Annotated in this window: 17 protein-coding genes, 2 tRNA genes and 2 pseudogenes; 12 read left to right on the forward strand and 9 right to left on the reverse strand. The window is 61.6% G+C overall.

The features are described from left to right. The first annotated feature begins 1 nt into the window (after nt 1). Together D8Y22_RS04520 and D8Y22_RS04525 are read left to right on the forward strand one after the other, a co-directional pair. Nucleotides 2–646 (forward strand): TlpA family protein disulfide reductase, encoded by a 645-nt coding sequence (locus D8Y22_RS04520; protein ID WP_141463529.1) that lies wholly within the window; start codon nt 2–4, stop codon nt 644–646. Continuing rightward, the gene (locus D8Y22_RS04525; protein WP_141463530.1) at nt 643–1,317 is read left to right on the forward strand and encodes a cytochrome c biogenesis protein CcdA; all 675 of its coding nucleotides are present in this window, start codon (nt 643–645) and stop codon (nt 1,315–1,317) included. The genes D8Y22_RS04520 and D8Y22_RS04525 overlap by 4 nt, the downstream gene beginning before the upstream one ends. A 428-nt stretch (nt 1,318–1,745) precedes the next feature. Here the strand turns inward: D8Y22_RS04525 and D8Y22_RS04530 are convergent. From D8Y22_RS04530 to D8Y22_RS04540, 3 genes are all read right to left on the reverse strand, one after another. Beyond that, nucleotides 1,746–1,816 (reverse strand) — tRNA-Gly (locus D8Y22_RS04530). A 94-nt stretch (nt 1,817–1,910) separates the two neighbouring features. After that, nucleotides 1,911–2,615 (reverse strand): class I SAM-dependent methyltransferase, encoded by a 705-nt coding sequence (locus D8Y22_RS04535; protein WP_141463531.1) that lies wholly within the window; start codon nt 2,613–2,615, stop codon nt 1,911–1,913. A gap of 45 nt (nt 2,616–2,660) precedes the next feature. After that, nucleotides 2,661–3,197, reverse strand: a complete 537-nt coding sequence (locus D8Y22_RS04540) for a hypothetical protein (RefSeq protein ID WP_246084353.1) — start codon at nt 3,195–3,197, stop codon at nt 2,661–2,663. Between the two features lie 361 nt (nt 3,198–3,558). Between D8Y22_RS04540 and D8Y22_RS04545 the strand changes: the two genes are divergently transcribed. The 3 genes from D8Y22_RS04545 to D8Y22_RS04555 all read left to right on the forward strand — a co-directional run bounded on the left by D8Y22_RS04545 (nt 3,559) and on the right by D8Y22_RS04555 (nt 5,873). Next, nucleotides 3,559–4,569 carry a tyrosine-type recombinase/integrase gene (locus tag D8Y22_RS04545; protein WP_141463533.1) on the forward strand — a complete coding sequence of 337 codons (1,011 nt, stop codon included), beginning with the start codon at nt 3,559–3,561 and terminating at the stop codon, nt 4,567–4,569. 237 nt (nt 4,570–4,806) lie between these two features. Beyond that, nucleotides 4,807–5,322 carry a DUF7437 domain-containing protein gene (locus D8Y22_RS04550; RefSeq protein ID WP_141463534.1) on the forward strand — a complete coding sequence of 172 codons (516 nt, stop codon included), beginning with the start codon at nt 4,807–4,809 and terminating at the stop codon, nt 5,320–5,322. 5 nt (nt 5,323–5,327) lie between these two features. Next, nucleotides 5,328–5,873, forward strand: coding sequence for a FliH/SctL family protein (locus D8Y22_RS04555; RefSeq protein ID WP_141463535.1), 546 nt, complete (start codon nt 5,328–5,330; stop codon nt 5,871–5,873). A gap of 41 nt (nt 5,874–5,914) precedes the next feature. Here the strand turns inward: D8Y22_RS04555 and D8Y22_RS04560 are convergent. Further along, a tRNA-Arg gene (locus tag D8Y22_RS04560) sits at nt 5,915–5,989 on the reverse strand. Between the two features lie 149 nt (nt 5,990–6,138). Here D8Y22_RS04560 and D8Y22_RS04565 point away from each other — a divergent pair. The 6 genes and pseudogenes from D8Y22_RS04565 to gltB all read left to right on the forward strand — a co-directional run bounded on the left by D8Y22_RS04565 (nt 6,139) and on the right by gltB (nt 13,707). After that, nucleotides 6,139–6,321 carry a DUF7511 domain-containing protein gene (locus tag D8Y22_RS04565; protein ID WP_141463549.1) on the forward strand — a complete coding sequence of 61 codons (183 nt, stop codon included), beginning with the start codon at nt 6,139–6,141 and terminating at the stop codon, nt 6,319–6,321. A 115-nt stretch (nt 6,322–6,436) separates the two neighbouring features. Continuing rightward, entirely contained in the window at nt 6,437–7,285 is an 849-nt protein-coding gene (locus tag D8Y22_RS04570; RefSeq protein ID WP_141463536.1) for a geranylgeranylglycerol-phosphate geranylgeranyltransferase, read from the forward strand. Nucleotides 7,286–7,448: 163 nt separating this feature from the next. Continuing rightward, nucleotides 7,449–8,069, forward strand: coding sequence for an RAD55 family ATPase (locus D8Y22_RS04575; protein WP_141463537.1), 621 nt, complete (start codon nt 7,449–7,451; stop codon nt 8,067–8,069). A 71-nt stretch (nt 8,070–8,140) separates the two neighbouring features. Then, nucleotides 8,141–8,551, forward strand: coding sequence for a CoA-binding protein (locus D8Y22_RS04580; protein WP_141463538.1), 411 nt, complete (start codon nt 8,141–8,143; stop codon nt 8,549–8,551). Nucleotides 8,552–8,696: 145 nt separating this feature from the next. After that, a pseudogene (locus tag D8Y22_RS04585) lies at nt 8,697–8,876 on the forward strand (hypothetical protein); the annotation flags it as partial. 274 nt (nt 8,877–9,150) lie between these two features. Continuing rightward, complete coding sequence (gene gltB / locus D8Y22_RS04590) at nt 9,151–13,707, forward strand: glutamate synthase large subunit (protein ID WP_141463540.1); 4,557 nt, start codon at nt 9,151–9,153, stop codon at nt 13,705–13,707. Between the two features lie 24 nt (nt 13,708–13,731). On the opposite strand, the gene D8Y22_RS04595 is transcribed toward gltB, so the two are convergent. The 3 genes from D8Y22_RS04595 to D8Y22_RS22230 form a co-directional block, all read right to left on the reverse strand. Next, entirely contained in the window at nt 13,732–14,334 is a 603-nt protein-coding gene (locus D8Y22_RS04595; RefSeq protein WP_141463541.1) for a peroxidase-related enzyme, read from the reverse strand. A gap of 69 nt (nt 14,335–14,403) precedes the next feature. Then, entirely contained in the window at nt 14,404–14,817 is a 414-nt protein-coding gene (locus D8Y22_RS04600; protein ID WP_141463542.1) for a GIY-YIG nuclease family protein, read from the reverse strand. Between the two features lie 134 nt (nt 14,818–14,951). After that, nucleotides 14,952–15,122 carry a hypothetical protein gene (locus D8Y22_RS22230; protein WP_174811753.1) on the reverse strand — a complete coding sequence of 57 codons (171 nt, stop codon included), beginning with the start codon at nt 15,120–15,122 and terminating at the stop codon, nt 14,952–14,954. Nucleotides 15,123–15,358: 236 nt separating this feature from the next. On the opposite strand from D8Y22_RS22230, the gene D8Y22_RS04605 reads away from it, so the two are divergent. After that, the gene (locus D8Y22_RS04605; protein WP_141463543.1) at nt 15,359–16,420 is read left to right on the forward strand and encodes an NAD(P)-dependent glycerol-1-phosphate dehydrogenase; all 1,062 of its coding nucleotides are present in this window, start codon (nt 15,359–15,361) and stop codon (nt 16,418–16,420) included. 21 nt (nt 16,421–16,441) lie between these two features. On the opposite strand, the gene D8Y22_RS04610 is transcribed toward D8Y22_RS04605, so the two are convergent. Both D8Y22_RS04610 and D8Y22_RS04615 read right to left on the reverse strand, forming a co-directional pair. Beyond that, nucleotides 16,442–17,470: a lysylphosphatidylglycerol synthase transmembrane domain-containing protein gene (locus D8Y22_RS04610; protein ID WP_141463544.1), complete on the reverse strand. Its 1,029-nt coding sequence runs from the start codon at nt 17,468–17,470 to the stop codon at nt 16,442–16,444. A gap of 62 nt (nt 17,471–17,532) precedes the next feature. Then, nucleotides 17,533–18,336 (reverse strand): annotated as a pseudogene (locus D8Y22_RS04615) (alpha/beta hydrolase family protein); the annotation flags it as partial. Nucleotides 18,337–18,432 lie beyond the last annotated feature (96 nt).

Genomic DNA, 18,432 nt, shown 5'->3' on the forward strand with positions numbered 1-18,432 from the left:
GATGCGCCGACGAGACATCCTCGCGGGTCTGGGGAGTATCGGCGTCCTCGGTGGTGCCGGCGCAGTCGCCGTCTACGGTCTCCCCTCGTCCGACGCGTTACTCGAGGACGGCCCGGATGGAGACGTACCCGGGGCCAGTGGCGACGACGGGAACCGCGATGGAGAACGCGACGGCGAGGGAGCCGGTATAGCCGGCGATCAGGATCCCCTCGAGATCGAGACGATCGACGCCCAGGGCAGCGAGGCCGGAACGGAACTGGTGCCGGCACCGGATCGAGCGACGTTCATCGATATCTTCGGCACCTGGTGTCCGCCCTGTATCGAACAGATGCCCGCCCTGGCCGAGGCCAACGATCGGATCGGCGACGAGGTACTGTTCATGTCGGTCACGAACGAATCCGTGGGCGAAAACGCGGCGATTACGGAGGACGAACTCCGGGAATGGTGGGCCGACAACGACGGTGACTGGACCGTCGGCCTCGACCGTACGGCCGAATTGACCGAACGCTACCTCGCCGGTGGCTATCCAAGCGCCGTCGCCATCGACGCCTCGGGGACCGTCCAGTGGTCCGACTCCGGCGTCAAGACGGCCGACGAACTCGTCGCCGGCATCGAACAGGCACTCGAGGCATCCGAGGACCGATGATCGACGCAGCGGTAGCCTCTTCGGTCGGATTCGCACTGACGATGGGCATCCTGACGTTCTTCTCACCCTGTGCCTACCCGCTGTTACCGGGTTACGTCGGCTTCTACGTCAGCCAGACCGAGGGCCAACAGGCTTCCCTCCCCGGCGCGATCGGCCGCGGTCTCGTCGCCGGAATGGGCGTTCTCCTGACGTTCGCCGTCGTCCTCGGACTGGCGTTTCTGGTCGGTCACGCGACGATGTCGTCGATCGTCTACTTCGAGCCGCTCATCGGCGCCATCCTCGTCCTCGCCGGCCTCCTCGTCTTCTTCGACCGCGAACCGTCCATCTCGATTCAGCTGCCACAGCGGCGCTCGAGTCTGCTCGGCTTCGGTATCTTCGGCGCCGGCTACGCCCTGGCCGCGGCCGGTTGCTCGGTCGTCTACCTCTTCGGCGTCGTCGCCCGAGCCGTCGCGCTCGAGCCGTCGGGTGCCCTCGCGGTCCTTGGTACCTACGTCGGCAGCGTCGTCGTCCTGATGGTCGCCCTGACCGTCGCGACGGGGATGGGACTGGTCGCCAGCGCCGGCCGACTCGCCGCACACGGCGACACGCTCAAACGCATCGCCGGCGTGGTCATGATCGCCGCCGGTATCGGTCAGCTGTATCTTTCGATCGTTATCCTCGACGTGCTCTGATACGGTTTACTGGTACGATTACTGCAGCTCACGCGTTTGTTCGCCGTCCGAGGGGGCGAACCGAGATTTGAATCACGCGAAGACGATCGCGTTCCGCTTCGTTCACGCGCTTTGATGTCCTTCGTTAATCCCTCTGTCTCGCATTTTCACCCCACGTCCGCTTGGCGTGATACGGTTTACTGTAAGTCATTGCCGGCGCACCCGCGACCCGGGCGGCGGGTACGCCGGTAAATCGTTACAGCAATCCGTATGAGTCTTCGCCCTACGACGTATCGCTGACTACGTTCGCGTTACCGCCGAAAAGTGCGTAGACCGGGATTTGAACCCGACTGCGAGACGGTCGTCCTCGCGCCGCTTGGACGCTGGGACTCGCGTGCTTCAAATCCCTATTCGATTCCTGCGGCTCACGAATTCGTTCACCGCAGGAATGCGCGGACCGGGATTTGAACCCGGGCCATGAGCTTGGAAGGCTCAGGTCCTACCACTAGACCATCCGCGCTCGACACCCAAAATTGGGTGCGTCGAATTTAAGACTCTTCTCATTTCGGTCGGCCCGCTGGCGGTCGTGCCGGAACAGACGACAGCAGTCCGACTCACTCGACATCCGCGCCGGCGACTGTCGCATAGCAGTTTCCACTCGAGAGCTCCCACTCGAGACAGCGGAGATCGCTCGCGTCGAGATCCGCTTCGAACTCGTCGGGGGCGTAGATGTGGTAGAAACGATCTACAGTGGTACCGCCGGGCAGGGTCCACTCGACGGTCGTGTCGAACCCCTCTGTGGCGTCGAAGCGGTCGTGAGCCGTCGACCAGACGCTGAGCAGCGCTCGCCCATCCGGCTCGAGGACCCGTGCGAGCTCGTCGAGACTTCGCAGTCGGCTCTCCCGAGACGGCAGGTGGTGCAACGTGGCAACGTAGACGCCGACTGCGACGACATCGTCGGCGAGTGGCAACGCCGCGGCGTCGGCCTGCAGGAGTTCGACATCGAACGCCCGCTCGTCTGCACGCGCTCGAGCCGTTTCGAGAAGGCCCCGGCTCACGTCGATACCGAGCACGCACTCGAGGCCGGCCCGCGAGGCGAGGAGTTCGGCGTGCCGGCAGTTCCCACAGCCGAGATCCACCCCAACGCCGCCACGCGAGTCGGCCGACTCCCGGCCGGTCGCGTGGTTGTCTACGAACGCCTCGACCTCGGGCCAGGCGTACTCCCGCGTCGACGCGAAGTGGGTGGCAATGCGATCGTACGTATCCCGGACGCCTGCTCGAGTCGGCTCCGCGACGTGGCGACCGTCCGTCTCGTCCATCGTCGGTGTTCGATCCGGCAGGGACAAAAAGCGTTCTGAACCGGGTTAGGTCGACTGGTCGTCGTCGCGGGGCTCGCTCGAGGTGCCGGCCACCCGGTTTGCCAACAGTTCGGCCATCGGATCGAGCGAGACGTACATTCGAGCCGCGAGGATTCCGAGCGGCGGCAACGCTATCGCGAGGAAGACGAGGTCGTATACCCACCCGAGACCACCCAGCAGGGGACCGATCGCGGGTGCGAGTCCCTGGTGGGCCACCAGCACCGCGACAAACACCACCACTAACTGGACGATCGCCGCGATATCGTCGACGACCTGTTCGGGGCCCTCGAGCACCGATCGAACGAGTTTCGCGAGTGCAGGCGCCAAATAGACGAGTAATCCGACGATCGCGAGGGTGACGACGGCGCTCACGACCGCAACGAACGATATCGGTGTTCCGGGAACGAGTCTGTCGATCCCGGGCAACAACGACACCAGTGACGACAGCACCACCAAGCCCAGGCAAGCGAGCAGGAACTTCCCGACTCGGCGCACGGTTTCGTGATCGACGCTCTCGTGGTGATCCGGTCGAATGTCGGTCATCGGCATCTCGAGTGCAGTCGTGACTGCCTATAGATCCCGACAGTCGTCAGCGTGAGTTTCTCTCTGTTTTCGATCGTTCACGCTATTTTATTCGGTCGTTTTATCGAGAGAGTATGTGGCTCGAGGGAGTCATGCGACGGTCCCGACCCTCGTGTAAAAAGCGTATGAACTCTTGCGCGTCTGAGCCCAAACTGAAATAAATGCGCCGCTGCTGGGTGTTAGATTCGCACCGAGTCAAAGACGGATGGGCGCTGCAGGCTCTCGGTCACGAGGTGAACGAAGTCCCTTGCTGGCCCTGAAACGGCGTAAATCGGCGATCTGAAATCGGTGGCTCTGGCCTCGAGTTCGCACCCAGAGAGTCATGAGTTTGGAACCAATCGAACCGGAAACCGCGCTCGAATTGTACCTGGCTGACAGGGAGAACAACGTCACCGAAGCGACGATTCGCTCACATCGATCCCGACTTGGGCATTTCATCCGGTGGTGTAACAACGAGGAGATCACGAACCTGAATAATCTGACTGGTCGAAAGCTGCACCGATACCGGCTGTGGCGGCGGGATGAAGGTGATCTCTCACCCGCAACCGAGAAGACCCAGATGGACACGCTACGGGTCTTCATCAGGTGGGTGGAATCGATCGATGGAGCACCGGAAGACCTCCACGTGAAAATTCGATCGCCGAACCTGACCGGTGATGATAACGTGCGTGACGAGATGCTCGAGGAGGAGCGCGCCGAAGAACTACTCGCGTACCTCCGTTGCTACGAATACGCATCTCGACATCACGTGGTGATCGCACTGATGTGGCATACGATGATGCGAGTCGGAGCGATTCGGTCGCTTGACGTGGACGATTTCGATCCTGAAGAGAAGTCCTTAGAGGTCGTCCATCGACCTGAGACGGATACGCCGATCAAGAACAGCACAGACGGTGAACGGTTTATCGCGCTGTCGGACGAGGTGTGTCAGCTTCTGATCGACTGGATTGACCAGCGCCGGCCAGCGTCGATGGATGAACACGGGCGTGAGCCGCTTATTACGACGTCACAGGGGCGAGCTCATACGACGACGCTTCGAGGAGACTGTTATCGGTATACGCGGCCATGCATTTCGACTGGGGAGTGTCCCCATGGACGTGACATCGACGACTGTCCAGCGACTGATTACGAACGTGCTTCGGAGTGTCCGTCGAGCGAGAGCCCGCATGCACTTCGTCGCGGTGGAATCACCCACTCACTCCAGCAAGACTGGCCAATGAAGGCAGTCGGCGATCGAGCAAACGTCTCCGAACAGGTGCTTGAGATGCACTACGACCAACGTACAGAGAAAGAAAAGATGGAACAGCGGAGGGATTATCTAGATCGGCTATAACACGACACTCTGGTCGTATCGATCAGTAATTGAGCACTTCCATATCTTTCTGGCATTGCCCGCAGATACAGTCGTGAGATAGCGATGGAAGTCTCGCTTGGTACGCAAGACGCGCTGTTCCAGTGGCCTCTTTCAGTCTATCGAGTACCATCACCAGATTTGTCCGTACAAACGGACATCTCGTTCGGTTCTGTCTCAGCAAGGCTTTTGCGTTTCGCGTGCAATTCGCTACTAGAGATGGCAACGAGAGAAGCGAACTGGGAAACTCCGCTCGATACTGGTGGCGAGGTGTTTGCACTGCTTAGAAACGCCCGCAAAGCATGGATCTATACCTATATCCGCCATCATCCGGAGACCACGATCCAAGCAATCGTCGAGACGCTTGAGCTTCCACAGCGGACAGTCTACGAATACGTCGACGATCTCGAAGCCGCAGGCTTCATCGACCAAGCAAATGAGGGTCGGCCGGCAGAGTATACAGCTCAGGAGATCGACCTCCAACTGGTAGAAGACGATACCGAACGGCGAATCACGGCGGAGTTGGTCGAGGCGATTGCCCGTCGAACGCAGGACGACGACATCGATACGTACATCGATCGCCACGGATTGGACGGGCTCGCCGTTGCGATCGAATACGCGCAGGAATACGTCGACGGATCGGTGACGCACCAGATTATGGCTCGCGAGCAAGAGATCTCACCCTTGGAAGCAGGCGTTATTTTGAACGCACTACGGCCCGTCGTTGAGGACTGATCGGTATGGAAAGCGACAGAGACGTCGTTTTCATCGATTCGTCGGTCCTCATTAGTTGTGGACGGCGGGAGAGCACACGCTTCCAAGCGCTGGCCCGCGAAGCCCGTCGGCGCGATACCGTCTTCCGTATCTCGCCACAGGTGTATGCCGAAGTGACCGGCGACCCAGCTCTCGAGGAGTATACCGCCGATGATGCAGCCGTCGACGAAGCACTTCAGGAGGGGTGGATGAAGGTCACCGAAAGTCCATCCTATTCGATGTCGGAGGTGTCGAACGTGATGGATCAAGCGCGGAGTTTCATTGCGAGTGCCAGCGATCGAACAGAGGACACCGTCGAAAAAGCAGATACGGAAATTGTGGGTCTGGCGCTCGAAATGCTTCTCAAAGACACCGCTGATCGAATCACGATCGTAACAAACGATATCCCGCTTGGTGAAGCGGCAGAATCGCTACTTCCACAGTACGGGTTCGACAGCGAGCAGATCACCTGGCTTACCGGACGGGAACTCGCTGGCGAACTCGCCGAAGACTTCGTTTCCGAATTTGATTGAGTTCTTCGATACTGTTGGATTCCAACCATCCAGAAAACGAATGGGCGCTGCAGGATTTGAACCCGCGACAGCTTGGTCCGAAGCCAAGTACTCTGTCCAGACTGAGCTAAGCGCCCTCGAGGAATAGTTTCCGACGGTTCCGTATAAGTCACTCGATTTGCACTGCTTTAGAGAGTGGTGGCCACACCGTCGGTTACAGACGATTCCCATCCGTTGAAAACGACCGAGGGTGATCTATAGAACGAGAGATAACCGAATGAGTGTGATGTCGGTACACGACGCCCCCATTTCGGATGACGATGTGCGTGAAGAGTTGCCACTCGAGTTGTTGACCGACGATGGCGAGATGTGGACTGCGGTGCCGATCGATGCGAGTGGCGATCAACGGGTGAGTCAGTGGCTTTCGGTCGACCGTGAGACGGTCTGTGACCTCGAGGTGTGGCGGTAGACGGACTGTTGTCGTCCATTATGGGGAAATGGGGGGTTGTGGATCACGAATGGATCGGTCCAGCAGTCGGTCTCAGATCGGACCGCTTAACCACTCAGACTGAGCAGGCTCGAGTATGCCAGCGGGCGAGACGGTTCGTGGATTGCTCGAGTTGACCCGGCCGGTGAACGTGGTCGCGGCGAGCGTATTGACGTTTATTGGTGCGTTCGTCGCTGGTGGCGTCCTCGAGCAGCCACTGGCGGTGGGTGCAGCGGTCGCCGCGACTGGGTTGGCCGTCGGAGCGGGGAACGCGATCAACGACTATTTCGATCGTGAGATCGATCGGATCAATCAGCCCGAGCGTGCGATTCCACGTGGTGCCGTGAGTCCACGTGGGGCACTCGGCTTTAGTATCGTCCTTTTCGGGGCGGCAGTGAGCCTCGCGGTGACGTTGCCGACGGTGGCGATCGTGATCGCTGGTCTCAACCTCGCCGCGCTCGTCGCGTACACGGAAGTATTCAAGGGGTTGCCCGGGCTCGGCAATGCGTTGGTAGCGTATCTCGTCGGGAGTACGTTCCTTTTCGGGGCTGCTGCGGTCGGCGAGATCGGTCCGGCAGTCGTCCTGTTTATCCTCGCGGCGATCGCGACGGTGAGCCGAGAGATAATCAAAGATGTCGAAGATCTCGAGGGGGACCGCGAGGAGGGATTACGGACGTTACCGATCGCGATCGGCGAACGCCGGGCACTACAGATCGCGCTGGGATTGCTCGTCGTCGGTGTGTTTGCGAGTCCGGTACCGTTTCTCTTGGGTTACTTCGGCAGTGCGTACCTACTGGTGGTGATTCCGGCTGACATCCTCATGTTGTATGCAGGATACGAGAGCTTCGACGACCCGACTGCCGGGCAGTCACGGCTCAAGTATGGAACGTTTCTGGCTGCGCTCGCGTTTATATTCGGTCGAGCCCTCGAGTTTGGCGGGCTGTAACCGGTCCGACGCTCGAACGGGTCGGATAGCTAATTACCGGAAGTAACGATCCGTAATCAAAAGGACTATATTCTGGATTCTGCATCGTTATAGCAGACTTCGTGTGGACTGCGCCATCAGTACGGATCCACACACCGAGTGTAGACGGATGTGACTACCTGGCATGTATGACCTCGTAGATAGCGTTCCAGTCGACGAGATTGACCCGGGGACGAACGTTCTCGTTGCGGGCCCACCGATGACTGGTAAACGGTCGCTGGTGTTCGAGAACCTCGTCCGTGGTCTCGAACAAGGGGAGGGATCGATCGTCGTAACCACCAAAGACAGCGCCGACAAAGTATTAGATGAGTTCACCGGCCAAGCCGAATCTGACGGATCGAATATCGGCGTCGTCGACTGTGTCACGAAACAACGAGGAATCGGCACCGTCGACGACGATCCCCGGATCAAGTACGCCTCGTCTCCGGTCGACATGACTGGTATCGGCATCAAGCTCTCGGAATTTCTCCAGGAGTTCTACGAGGGAAGAAACGTCACCGAAAATCGCGTCCTCTTGCATTCGGTCTCGACACTGTTGATGTACTCGGATTTACAGACCGTCTTTCGATTCTTGCACGTATTCACCGGCCGGATTCAAAGTGCCGACGCGCTCGGGCTGTACGTCATCGACTCGACGGCACACGACGACCAGACGATGAATACGCTCAAACAGCTGTTCGACGGTATCATTACGCTCGAGGCGGATACCGACGACGAACCCGCGATTCGGACGGCCGGTCTGTAGTGGCGACTGCGCTTCGATCTGACGGCTATCCGTCCCACGACATTTAGTATCTGGCCACGGACGGATCGAGTATGCCAGTCGATTCTGCGACGGAGATCCGTGACATTCTCGAGTACGAAACGATCGCGGTCGTGGGTTGCTCGAGTTCGCCCGGAAAGGCTGCACACGACGTGCCGGCGTATCTCCAGAAACAGGGGTACGACATCCATCCGGTCAATCCGTTCGCGGACGAGATACTGGGTCGTGTAGCGGCCGATTCGCTGTCGGCAGTCGACGCGGCGATCGATATCGTCTGTATTTTTCGCCCGAGTGAGGAAGTAGCGACGATCGTCGACGAGGTGCTCGAACGAGACGATGTCGACGTGGTGTGGATGCAGCTGGGAATCCGCGATGACGATGCGGCGGCGCGTGCCGAACGCGAGGGTCGCCAGGTCGTTCAAGACCGCTGTATGAAGGTTGCACATCGGGAGTTCGGTGGATAATATGGGCTACCGTCGTCAGCTCCGGTGCAACGGTAATCACCTGCGATCGCGCCGATAGATCGGTCCAGCAACCCGTATCAGGATGGTATAGGGTGATCTACCGACAGAGACTTACCTGCAAGTAGTGTACCCGTCACCAGAACGCATGTGTGACCAGTTCGGAGACTGTTCGAACGACGGGACCTGCCAGCTCGTTCTCAGGAACCGAGCGACGGGGATGGAACTGGTCGAACACCACTGCAAAGCACATCTGGTTTTGCGCATCTGGGAGATCGAGCGCGACGACGTCTTCGAGGTCGTCGACGCGCGGCCACTCGATCGGTCGCTCGATCCAAACGAGGCGACGGATACGGACGCGACGGAACCGACGACCGTCGATCCACCGCTCGAGCAACCGGATATCGACGAGTAGCGGACATCGTGTCGAGTCGTACGACACACCGAGAGAGCCCAGCCATCGGTTCCCGCCGCCGATAGCAAGACCGGTCGCGGCTGAGAGACTGTTGGCATAGTACTCCTTAAATACAATTATATGTGTACATAATACACTTAGTCATTATGGGGTAGCCTCATATAGGGGTGGCTCACTACGTTTGTGTATGTCACAGCCACATCGAGCGGCATCCACCGACCGTTCACAGGGGCTCGCAGACCCTGGGGACGCACGGTCGAACTGCGGCGTTGGCGTCGTCATGGACTTAGATGGCGACGTCAGCCACGACGTCGTCGCTGACGGTCTCGAACTTCTCGAGAATCTCGAACATCGAGGGACCACTGGCGCGGAGAAAAACACGGGCGATGGTGCCGGTATCATGCTTCAAATTCCGGAGCGCTTCTTCGCGGACGTTCTCGAAACGTCGTTACCGGAAACCTACGCCGTCGGCTCTTTGTTCTTCCCACAATCTGCAGCGTCGTGCGAGGCACTCGAAGAGCTCGTCGCAGACACGTTCGAAACGTACGATCTCGAGGTACTCGAGTGGCGCGACGTGCCGACGACGAACGACGACCTCGGGGCGACGGCCGTCGACTCCGAACCCGACGTTCGACAGGTCGTCGTTGCGCCCAACGACGCCGTCGAGGGTGAGGATTTCAGTCGCCGACTGTACGTCGCCCGACGCGCTCTCGAGAACGCCGTCGAAGATGCCGACATCGAGGGGACGGAACGTTTCTACGTCTGCTCGCTCGATTCGAAGACGATCGTTTACAAGGGCCTTCTCAAAGGGGCTCAGGTACCGGCATACTACCCCGACTTGACCGACGAGCGGGTCGGATCGAATTTCGTGATGGTGCACGAGCGGTTCTCGACGAACACGCTCGGCGCCTGGCATCTCGCCCACCCCTACCGCAACATCATCCACAACGGCGAGTTCAACACCATCCAGGGCAACATCAACTGGATGCGCGCCCGCGAGACCGACATCGAAAGCGACGTCCTCGACGACCTCGAGGCGGTCAAGCCGATCATCGACGATCCCGAGCAGTCAGACACCGCAAGCGTCGACAACGCGCTCGAGCTCCTGATGGAGGACGGCCGTGATCTGGAACACGCCCTGCGGATGCTCGTCCCCGAGGCCTGGCGCGGCGACGACGCGATGGACCAGGATCGCAAGGACTGGTACGACTTCCACGCGTCGCTGGTCGAGCCCTGGGACGGCCCCGCACTCGTGGCGGCGACCGACGGCGAACGCGTCGGGGCCGTCCTCGACCGCAACGGCCTGCGGCCGTGTCGGTACGACGTGACGACGGACAACCAGCTCGTCATGGCCAGCGAAGCCGGCGCACTCGAGACCGAACCCGAGGAAATCGAAGAGCGCGGTCGCCTCCAGCCCGGCCAGATTTTCCTGGCCGATCCCGAGGAAGGTCGGGTCATCCCCGACGACGAAGTCTTCGAGAACCTGACCGACGACCGCTACGGCGAGTGGGTCGAGCAGGAACAGGTGCATCTCGACGAGGTGCTGACGACCAGCGATAGCACGCCCCAAGGATCCGTCTCGGAGCTTCGAGCCAAGCAGGCCGCCTTTGGCTACACGCACGACGAACTCGAGAACATGATCGAGCCGATGACCCAGAAGGGAAAAGATCCCGTTGGCTCGATGGGCGACGACACGCCGCTGTCGGTGCTGACCGAGTTCAATCGGCCGCTGTTTTCCTACTTCAAACAGCTGTTCGCGCAGGTGACGAACCCGCCGCTTGATTACATCCGCGAAGAACTCGTCACCTCGATGGAGAGCCGGCTGGGCTTCCAGCGCAACCTGCTCGACGAGTCGCCCGAACACGCCCGCCAGCTCGTCCTCGATTCGCCGATCCTGACCGATGCCGAACTCGGGTCGGTACGAGACGCGTCGGCAAACGGCCTCACGGCGGCGACGATCGATGTCACCTACGAGCCGACGAGCGAGGAACTCGGCACGGATCTCGAAGCTGCGATCGAGCGCGTTCGCGAGGATGTCGTCGAGGCGATCGAAGACGGCGGTCACGACGTGATCGTCCTCTCCGATCGAAACAGCGGGGCCGACCGAGTGGCGATTCCGAGCCTGCTGGCGACCGGCAGCGTCCACCATCATCTCGTTCGTAACGGGCTTCGAAACCACGTCGGCCTGGTCGTCGAATCCGCCGAGCCGCGGACGGTGCATCACTTCGCGACGCTGGTCGGCTACGGCGCGGGCGCGGTCAACCCGTACCTCGCGTACCAGACGATCGAGGACATCACCGCCGGCCCGGACGGCGCAGACACCCAGGTCGCGATCGACGCGTACATCGGCGCGCTCGAGGACGGCCTGTTGAAGATCATGGCCAAGATGGGCATCTCGACGGTCGAGAGCTACCAGGGCGCCCAGATCTTCGAGGCCGTTGGACTCGATAGCGATCTCGTTGCGGAGTACTTCGAGGGAACCGAGAACCGAACCGAGGGGATCGGTCTCGCGGAGGTCGAAGCGGACGTTCGGGAACGTCACGACGCCGCCTTCGGTACGGACGACGACGCCAATCTGGACCGCCACGGCGAGTTCGAACACCGTTCGAACGGAATCTACCACCAGTGGAACCCGGACACCGTCGGCGCGCTCCAGCAGGCCGTCCGATCGAACGACTACGAACGCTACGGCGAGTTCGCCGAGCAGATCAACGAACAACAACAGAATCTCCAGACGCTTCGCGGACTGCTCGAGTTCGATTCCGATCGGGAATCGATCCCGGTCGAAGAGGTCGAGCCGATCAAGGACATCGTCCAGCGCTTTTCGACCGCGGCAATGAGTCTGGGCTCGCTCTCGCCGGAGGCCCACGAGAACAACTCGATCGCGATGAACCGCATCGGCGGCAAGTCAAACTCCGGCGAGGGCGGCGAACCGCCGGAACGGTTCGACACCGAAAAGGAGTGTAACGTCAAGCAAGTCGCCTCGGGTCGCTTCGGCGTCACCTCGACGTATCTCTCGAGTGCGGACGAACTCCAGATCAAGATGGCCCAGGGTTCAAAGCCCGGCGAGGGTGGCCATCTGCCCGGCGAGAAGGTCAACGAGATGATCGCCCACGTGCGCAAGTCGACGCCGGGCGTCGGCCTCATCTCCCCGCCACCGCTGCACGACATCTACTCGATCGAAGATCTCAAACAGCTAATCTTCGATCTGAAGGCGGCCAACGAGGACGCCGACATCAACGTCAAACTCGTCTCCGAAGCCGGCATCGGCACCGTTGCCGCCGGCGTCGCGAAGGCCAACGCCGACGTGGTCCACATCTCGGGCCACTCCGGCGGGACGGGTGCATCGCCACGCACCTCGATCAAGAGCGCTGGTCTTCCCTGGGAACTCGGCCTCGCGGAAGCCAACCAGATGCTCTGTCAGACCGGGCTCCGCGACCGCATTCGCGTCTCCGCCGACGGTGGGATGAAGACCGGGCGCGATGTCGCCGTCGCCGCCCTGCTGGGTGCCGAGGAGTACATCTTCGGGACCGCCTCGCTCGTGACGTCGGGTTGTGTGATGGCCCGGCAGTGTCACAAGAACACCTGCCCGGTCGGCGTTGCCACCCAGCGCGAGGACCTGCGCAAGCGGTTCCCCGGCGAACCCGAACACGTCATCAACTACATGACGTTCATCGCCCAGGAACTGCGCGAGATCATGGCCGAACTCGGCTTCGAGACCGTCGACGAGATGATCGGGCAGGTCGACGTTCTCGAACAGCGCACCGACGTCGACCACCCGAAAGCCCGCAACGTCGACCTCTCGGCGGTCATCGCCGACCCCGGCAGCGACGTGCGGCGCAAGATCCGCGAACAGGACCACGAACTCGAGGACCAACTCGACCGGGACCTCATCGAAGCGGCTGCAGACGCCATCGAGAGCGAAGAGCCGGTCTCGCTCACGACCGACGTCACGAACGTCGACCGCACGGTCGGTGCGATGCTTTCGAATCGTATCACGGATCGCTACGGCGAAGCCGGCCTCCCGGAGGATACGATCACGGTCGACCTCGAGGGGACCGCCGGCCAGAGTTTCGGTGCCTTCCTGGCAAGCGGCGTCTCGATGCACTTAGACGGCAGCGCGAACGACTACGTCGGCAAGGGACTCTCCGGCGGCAAAATCGCCATCCGAACGCCCGAGACCGCGAGTTACGATCCGACCGAAAACATCACGATTGGTAACGTCGCGCTCTACGGGTCGACCGACGGACAGTGTTACGTCAACGGCGTCGCCGGCGAGCGATTTGCCGTCCGCAACTCCGGTGCCAAGGCCGTCGTCGAAGGCGTCGGGGATCACGGCTGTGAGTACATGACCGGCGGGGTCGTCGCCGTCCTCGGGGAGACTGGTAAAAACTTCGCGGCCGGCATGTCCGGCGGTGTCGCCTACGTCTACGATCCGGACGACGAGTTCGAAGCCAAGGCAAACACCGGGATGGTCTCGCTGCACGACGAGTTAGAGGATGCAGACGTGGAGATGCTACGCCGACTCGTCGAGAACCACGTCGCCTACACCGGCTCCGACCGCGGCAAACAGTTGCTCGAAAACTGGGAGCGCACGCTCGAGTCCTTCGTGAAGGTCATGCCTGAAGCGTACTACGAGGCGATCACCGAGCAAGGGTCGGACGACGTTCGTGACGAACTGCCCGGCACGCCCGAGGCGGTGGTCGAAGCGGAGTCGACCAGTTACGCGGCAAGTGACGACTAACCGTCGGTAGTCTCGATTCGTTTCTTACTCGCGACCGAGCGTGTGGAACTGCTCGTTTGGCTGCATATCTGCAAACGTCGCCAGCCGATTGCTCAGATTGTAGTAGGCCGTGACGGCGGCGATATCCCACATCGCTTCCTCGCTGAAGCCCGCCTCGCGGAGGCGCTCGAGGTCGGCGGCCTCGAGTTCGGCCGGGCGTTCGGTCAGTTTGACGGCGATGTCGAGCATCGTCCGGTGGGCGTCGTTGATGTCCGCGGCGCGATAGTTCGCGACGAGTTGGTCGGCGAGCGTCGGATCCTCGGCGTAAATCCTGACGAGCGCGCCGTGGGCGACGTTGCAGTAGTAACAGTGGTTGACGCCCGAGACGGCGACGACGATCATCTCGATCTCCTCGCGCTCGAGGGCGGTGTCCTCGACGAGTGCGTCGTGAAAGGCGAAAAACGCCCGAAAGTGAGATGGTTTGTAGCCGAAGGCGGCGAAGACGTTGGGGGTGAAGCCAGCCTGTTCGGTCTCCTCGTCGATCCGCTCCTGTAGGTCCTCGGGTAGTTCGTCGTAGTCGGGAACCGGGAATCGTGTCATCGCGTCGTCCTCGAGCGTCGGCGTCGAATCTGAGCCGGGATTGCTCATAGCTACCAATTCACCAGGCACTGTAATAGCCTATTGGCTTCCAGTAGTCGAGTCCGGTTGATGAGGAAGTCATTCCACGGCGAGTTCCCCGCCGGCCTCGAGTACCGCCTCGCGGACGGCGTCTCGACTGGGGGCCGCGAGCAGGTGTGCCCGACAGTCACAGTCCGACGCGCCAAATTCGTCGACGGGATCGCCCGGCAGATCTGTCGCCAGTTCACACTCGCGGTCGGCGCCGGGAAACCGGACGGCGGCCTCGAGCGTCGTCCGCGAGTGACCGAGAAGGTAGTCGACGTGCCAGTGTCGCGTGTCCCGATCACCGCGGGCGAGTTCGCGGTGGCGATCGATTCGGGCGAAGCCGCCGGGGCCGAAGGCGCTCCCCACGTAGGCGTAGGTTCGGGGGTCGAACTCGAGGGTGCCGAGCGCGCCGACCTCGATCGTCGTCACTTCAGACACGTCGATCACCAGGACGTACGTGCCGCTCATAGCCGTCCGCAGGGAGCGGGCGGCAAAAGCACCGATGGTTTCGACCGCAGCCGATGGGGCGAGGACGTCTTAGTACTGGTCGTGTGGTGTCCCGTCGTCGCCTTGCTCGCCGTGATGTACGTGGCGGCGGTTGCTCACGTCTTCGTCCGATTGACCTGGCTGGTCGACGTGTTCTCGAGGGTGGTGCTGGCCGCCATCCCTCGGACGCCCGGTGTTGCCTTCGGTCCAGTCACCGGATTCGTCGCGATATCGCTCGCGCTCGGTTGTCCGGTCGGTTCGTCGATCCGTTCGGTCTCGCCGGTCATCGTGTCGATCGTTCATCGTTGACTGAATGGAAACTTCGGTTGGCTGTCGCTCGAGCACTGTGCTGATGGCCGTCGCTTGCTACGTTCTACGGTCGTCGCTTGGCCGATCACGCGAATAAGGTACTGGCATGCGTTCGCTTGCAGATGCTTGTCGGTCTACTGGACAGTCCATCGTCGTCAGCCAGACCGTCGGACGGAGAACAACACGTATAGGCCGCGGGTGTGAGGGATGGGGTATGTTCGAGAAGTCGACGTGGATCCGCCTGCCGCGAAACGTCGTCGTCGGCCACGGCGTCCGGGAGTCGGTCGTCGAGGTCCTCGATGACCTCCACATGCAGGGTCGACCGCTGTTGGTTACCAGTCCGACACCGCGTGCCGTCGCCGCCGACCCCATCGCCGCCGACCTCGAGGACCGCGGTGTCGATCCGGCGATCGTCACAGTCGAAACGGCGACGTTCGACGCTGTCGAGACGGTTATCGCGACCGCGGAAGCCGAGGAAGCGAACTACCTCGTCGGCGTCGGTGGCGGGAAGGCCATCGATATCGCGAAGATGGCGAGTGAGCGCCTCGAGATGGGATTTCTCTCGGTGCCGACGGCGGCGAGTCACGACGGCATCGTCAGCAATCGAGGGTCCGTCCCCGACGGGAACACCCGTCACAGCGTCGCGGCCGAACCGCCGCTGGCGGTCGTCGCCGACACCGAAATCTTGGCTGAAGCGCCCTGGGAGCTGACGACTGCCGGCTGTGCCGACATCATCTCGAACTACACCGCGGTGATGGACTGGCGCCTCGCAAAACGCCTCAAAGACGTCGAATACTCCGAGTATGCGGCCGCTCTCTCGGAGATGACGGCCGAAATTCTCGTCGACAACGCTGACCTCATTCGGCCCGGCTTGGAGGAATCCGCCTGGATCGTCACCAAGGCGCTCATGTCCTCTGGCGTCGCGATGAGCATCGCCGGCTCCTCGCGACCGGCCAGCGGGGCCGAACATCTCTTCTCGCATCAACTCGACCGACTCGAACCTGGCACAGCCCTGCACGGTCACCAGGTCGGCGTCGGCTCGATCATGACCGCCTACCTCCACGGCGGCGAGCGTGGCTTCTGGCAGGACATTCGCACTGCTCTCTCGAGCATCGACGCGCCGACGACCGCCGCCGAACTCGGAATCGACGACGAGACCGTCCTCAAGGCGCTGACGACCTGTCACGAGATTCGCGATCGGTATACCATTCTGGGCGATGGGATGAACGAACGGGCCGCTCGGGAGGTCGCGACCAAGACCGGCGTCATCGAGTGATCTCGACGCCACACCGGTTTGCTAGGTCCGTTTGGTGGGCCGTTTGGTGGGTGACAGCGAAAGGTAGAGTGCGCCACAGCCGCCGATCACGAGGTGGCTCCAGTAGGTCGTGAGTCGGTAGAGAATCGCCGCCGCCGTCGCGACCCCTGCGGAGACGCCCACGGTCGCGACCAACAGGCTCGCCAGTACGACTTCGATCCCGCCGCTGCCACCCGGCAAGGGGACGACGCCGCCGAAGGATGCAAGCGGCGCACAGATCAACACCAGCGCGAACGGCACGTCGACGCCGAGTGCAAGCAGACAGAAGTAAAGCGGCGCGGCGTTGAACAGCCAGCCGATCACGGCGAACGAAAACGCGACTGCGAGCGTTCGCTGGGATGCTTGGATCGTCTCGAGCGTCCGGAAGAATCCGTCGATGCGTTCGGTGAGCGCCCCCTCGAATCGCGACAGCCAGGGGAGCCGGCCGACGCCGCTCTCGAGTCGCGACGCGACATCGATCGTGACGGCTCGAGCGACGCCCCGATGGAAAACGATCGCCACGAGACCGGCGGCGAGGAGCCCGCCTCCAGTGAGCATCGCGACGCTCGTCGTGACCGTCTCGGTCGACTCGCCGCCCAGTGCCAACACGGAGACCGCGAAACCGACGCCGGCGACGACGAGGCTGGCGACCACGTTGAACCCTTCTGCGGCAGCGACGACCGCGAGGTTGTCCTCGAACTCCGAGTCGGAGTTGTTCGCCAGCAGGTAGGCCATGACCGGCGTGCCCGTCGATCGTCCCCACGGCAAGGCGCTCCGTGCGAAGTACCCCGAGAGAAACGCCGTCGCGAAGGCGAGTCCCCGGGCTGGGCCGTCGACGGCTGTAAGCAACTGGTTGATCACCAGTCCGCGAAGCACGAGCATCCCGAACCCGGCGACGAGCGCGGCCGCGAGCGCAGCCGGATGGGCATCGCTGACGTGCTCGAGGACGGTTTCCCAGCCGACGCCGTAGACGAGCAGTCCGACGACCGCGATTGCGACCACAAGTCCCAGGGTCCCTCGACGCCAGCGCATAACCACAGTAGCGATCTGCGATTGGTTAACGCCAGCGAAACGGCACCATTGACCCCTTTTCTCTACGCGTGCTCGTCGAGGAAATCGGCGATCGCCGAGTAGGCTTCGATACGGTTCTCGAGTTTCGAGAAGCCGTGGCCCTCGTCCTCGAAGATCAGTTTGCGGACGGGGACGCCCTGCGCTCGAGCCTGCTCGACGATCTGTTTGGCTTCGCCGACCGGGACGCGGGGATCGTTCTCGCCGTGGAGGACGAACAGCGGTGCTTCGATCGCCTCGATGTTGTTCGTCGGCGAAATATCCTCGAGAAATTCACGGTCCTCGGCCAAGCTCCCATACTCTGCCTCGCGGAGTTCGCGGCGCCAGTCACCGGTGTTCTCGAGGAACGTGACGAAGTTGGCGATGCCGACGATGTCGACGCCGGCGGCCCACAGGTCGGGGTACTCCGTCAGCGCGGCAAGCACCATGAAGCCGCCGTAGGAGCCGCCTTTGGCGACGATTCGGTCGGGGTCGACGGCCGAGTGGTCTTGCAGCCACTCGACGCAGGCCTGGATGTCGGCGACCGAATCCATTCGCCTTTCGACGTCGTCCAGCGCAGCGTACTCGCTGCCGTAGCCAGCCGAACCGCGAACGTTCGGTTCGAAGTAGGCGTAGCCGCGATCGAGGAAGTATTGCTTGACACTCGAGAACGAAGGCCGGCGTTGACTCTCGGGCCCGCCGTGGATGTCGACGACGACGGGAACGCCGTCCTCGTTTCCGGTCCCGTTGTCGCTTGCCGGCTCGTCGGGAAGCGTGAGAAAGCCGGGGACTTCGAGTGCATCGAAGCTCTCGACGTGGACGAGATCGGACTCGTCGAACGTCTTACGAGGACGCTCTTGTGTAGCACTTTGTTGATTTCACAGTGTAGCTTTGATAGCGTGTTTGAGCGCTTTTCTCCCCGGTTTTCGAAATAGTTTCCGCCGAAG

It is taken from the genome of Salinadaptatus halalkaliphilus (assembly GCF_006543045.1).
GTDB lineage: Archaea > Halobacteriota > Halobacteria > Halobacteriales > Natrialbaceae > Salinadaptatus > Salinadaptatus halalkaliphilus.

Bases quoted from the DNA above. Each gene is read 5' to 3' on its own strand.
- D8Y22_RS04520 (WP_141463529.1), top strand. From the start codon at position 2: ATGCGCCGACGAGACATCCTCGCGGGTCTGGGGAGTATCGGCGTCCTC.
- D8Y22_RS04525 (WP_141463530.1), top strand. From the start codon at position 643: ATGATCGACGCAGCGGTAGCCTCTTCGGTCGGATTCGCACTGACGATG.
- D8Y22_RS04535 (WP_141463531.1), bottom strand. From the start codon at position 2,615: ATGGACGAGACGGACGGTCGCCACGTCGCGGAGCCGACTCGAGCAGGC.
- D8Y22_RS04540 (WP_246084353.1), bottom strand. From the start codon at position 3,197: ATGACCGACATTCGACCGGATCACCACGAGAGCGTCGATCACGAAACC.
- D8Y22_RS04545 (WP_141463533.1), top strand. From the start codon at position 3,559: ATGAGTTTGGAACCAATCGAACCGGAAACCGCGCTCGAATTGTACCTG.
- D8Y22_RS04550 (WP_141463534.1), top strand. From the start codon at position 4,807: ATGGCAACGAGAGAAGCGAACTGGGAAACTCCGCTCGATACTGGTGGC.
- D8Y22_RS04555 (WP_141463535.1), top strand. From the start codon at position 5,328: ATGGAAAGCGACAGAGACGTCGTTTTCATCGATTCGTCGGTCCTCATT.
- D8Y22_RS04565 (WP_141463549.1), top strand. From the start codon at position 6,139: ATGTCGGTACACGACGCCCCCATTTCGGATGACGATGTGCGTGAAGAG.
- D8Y22_RS04570 (WP_141463536.1), top strand. From the start codon at position 6,437: ATGCCAGCGGGCGAGACGGTTCGTGGATTGCTCGAGTTGACCCGGCCG.
- D8Y22_RS04575 (WP_141463537.1), top strand. From the start codon at position 7,449: ATGTATGACCTCGTAGATAGCGTTCCAGTCGACGAGATTGACCCGGGG.
- D8Y22_RS04580 (WP_141463538.1), top strand. From the start codon at position 8,141: ATGCCAGTCGATTCTGCGACGGAGATCCGTGACATTCTCGAGTACGAA.
- gltB (WP_141463540.1), top strand. From the start codon at position 9,151: ATGTCACAGCCACATCGAGCGGCATCCACCGACCGTTCACAGGGGCTC.
- D8Y22_RS04595 (WP_141463541.1), bottom strand. From the start codon at position 14,334: ATGAGCAATCCCGGCTCAGATTCGACGCCGACGCTCGAGGACGACGCG.
- D8Y22_RS04600 (WP_141463542.1), bottom strand. From the start codon at position 14,817: ATGAGCGGCACGTACGTCCTGGTGATCGACGTGTCTGAAGTGACGACG.
- D8Y22_RS22230 (WP_174811753.1), bottom strand. From the start codon at position 15,122: ATGACCGGCGAGACCGAACGGATCGACGAACCGACCGGACAACCGAGC.
- D8Y22_RS04605 (WP_141463543.1), top strand. From the start codon at position 15,359: ATGTTCGAGAAGTCGACGTGGATCCGCCTGCCGCGAAACGTCGTCGTC.
- D8Y22_RS04610 (WP_141463544.1), bottom strand. From the start codon at position 17,470: ATGCGCTGGCGTCGAGGGACCCTGGGACTTGTGGTCGCAATCGCGGTC.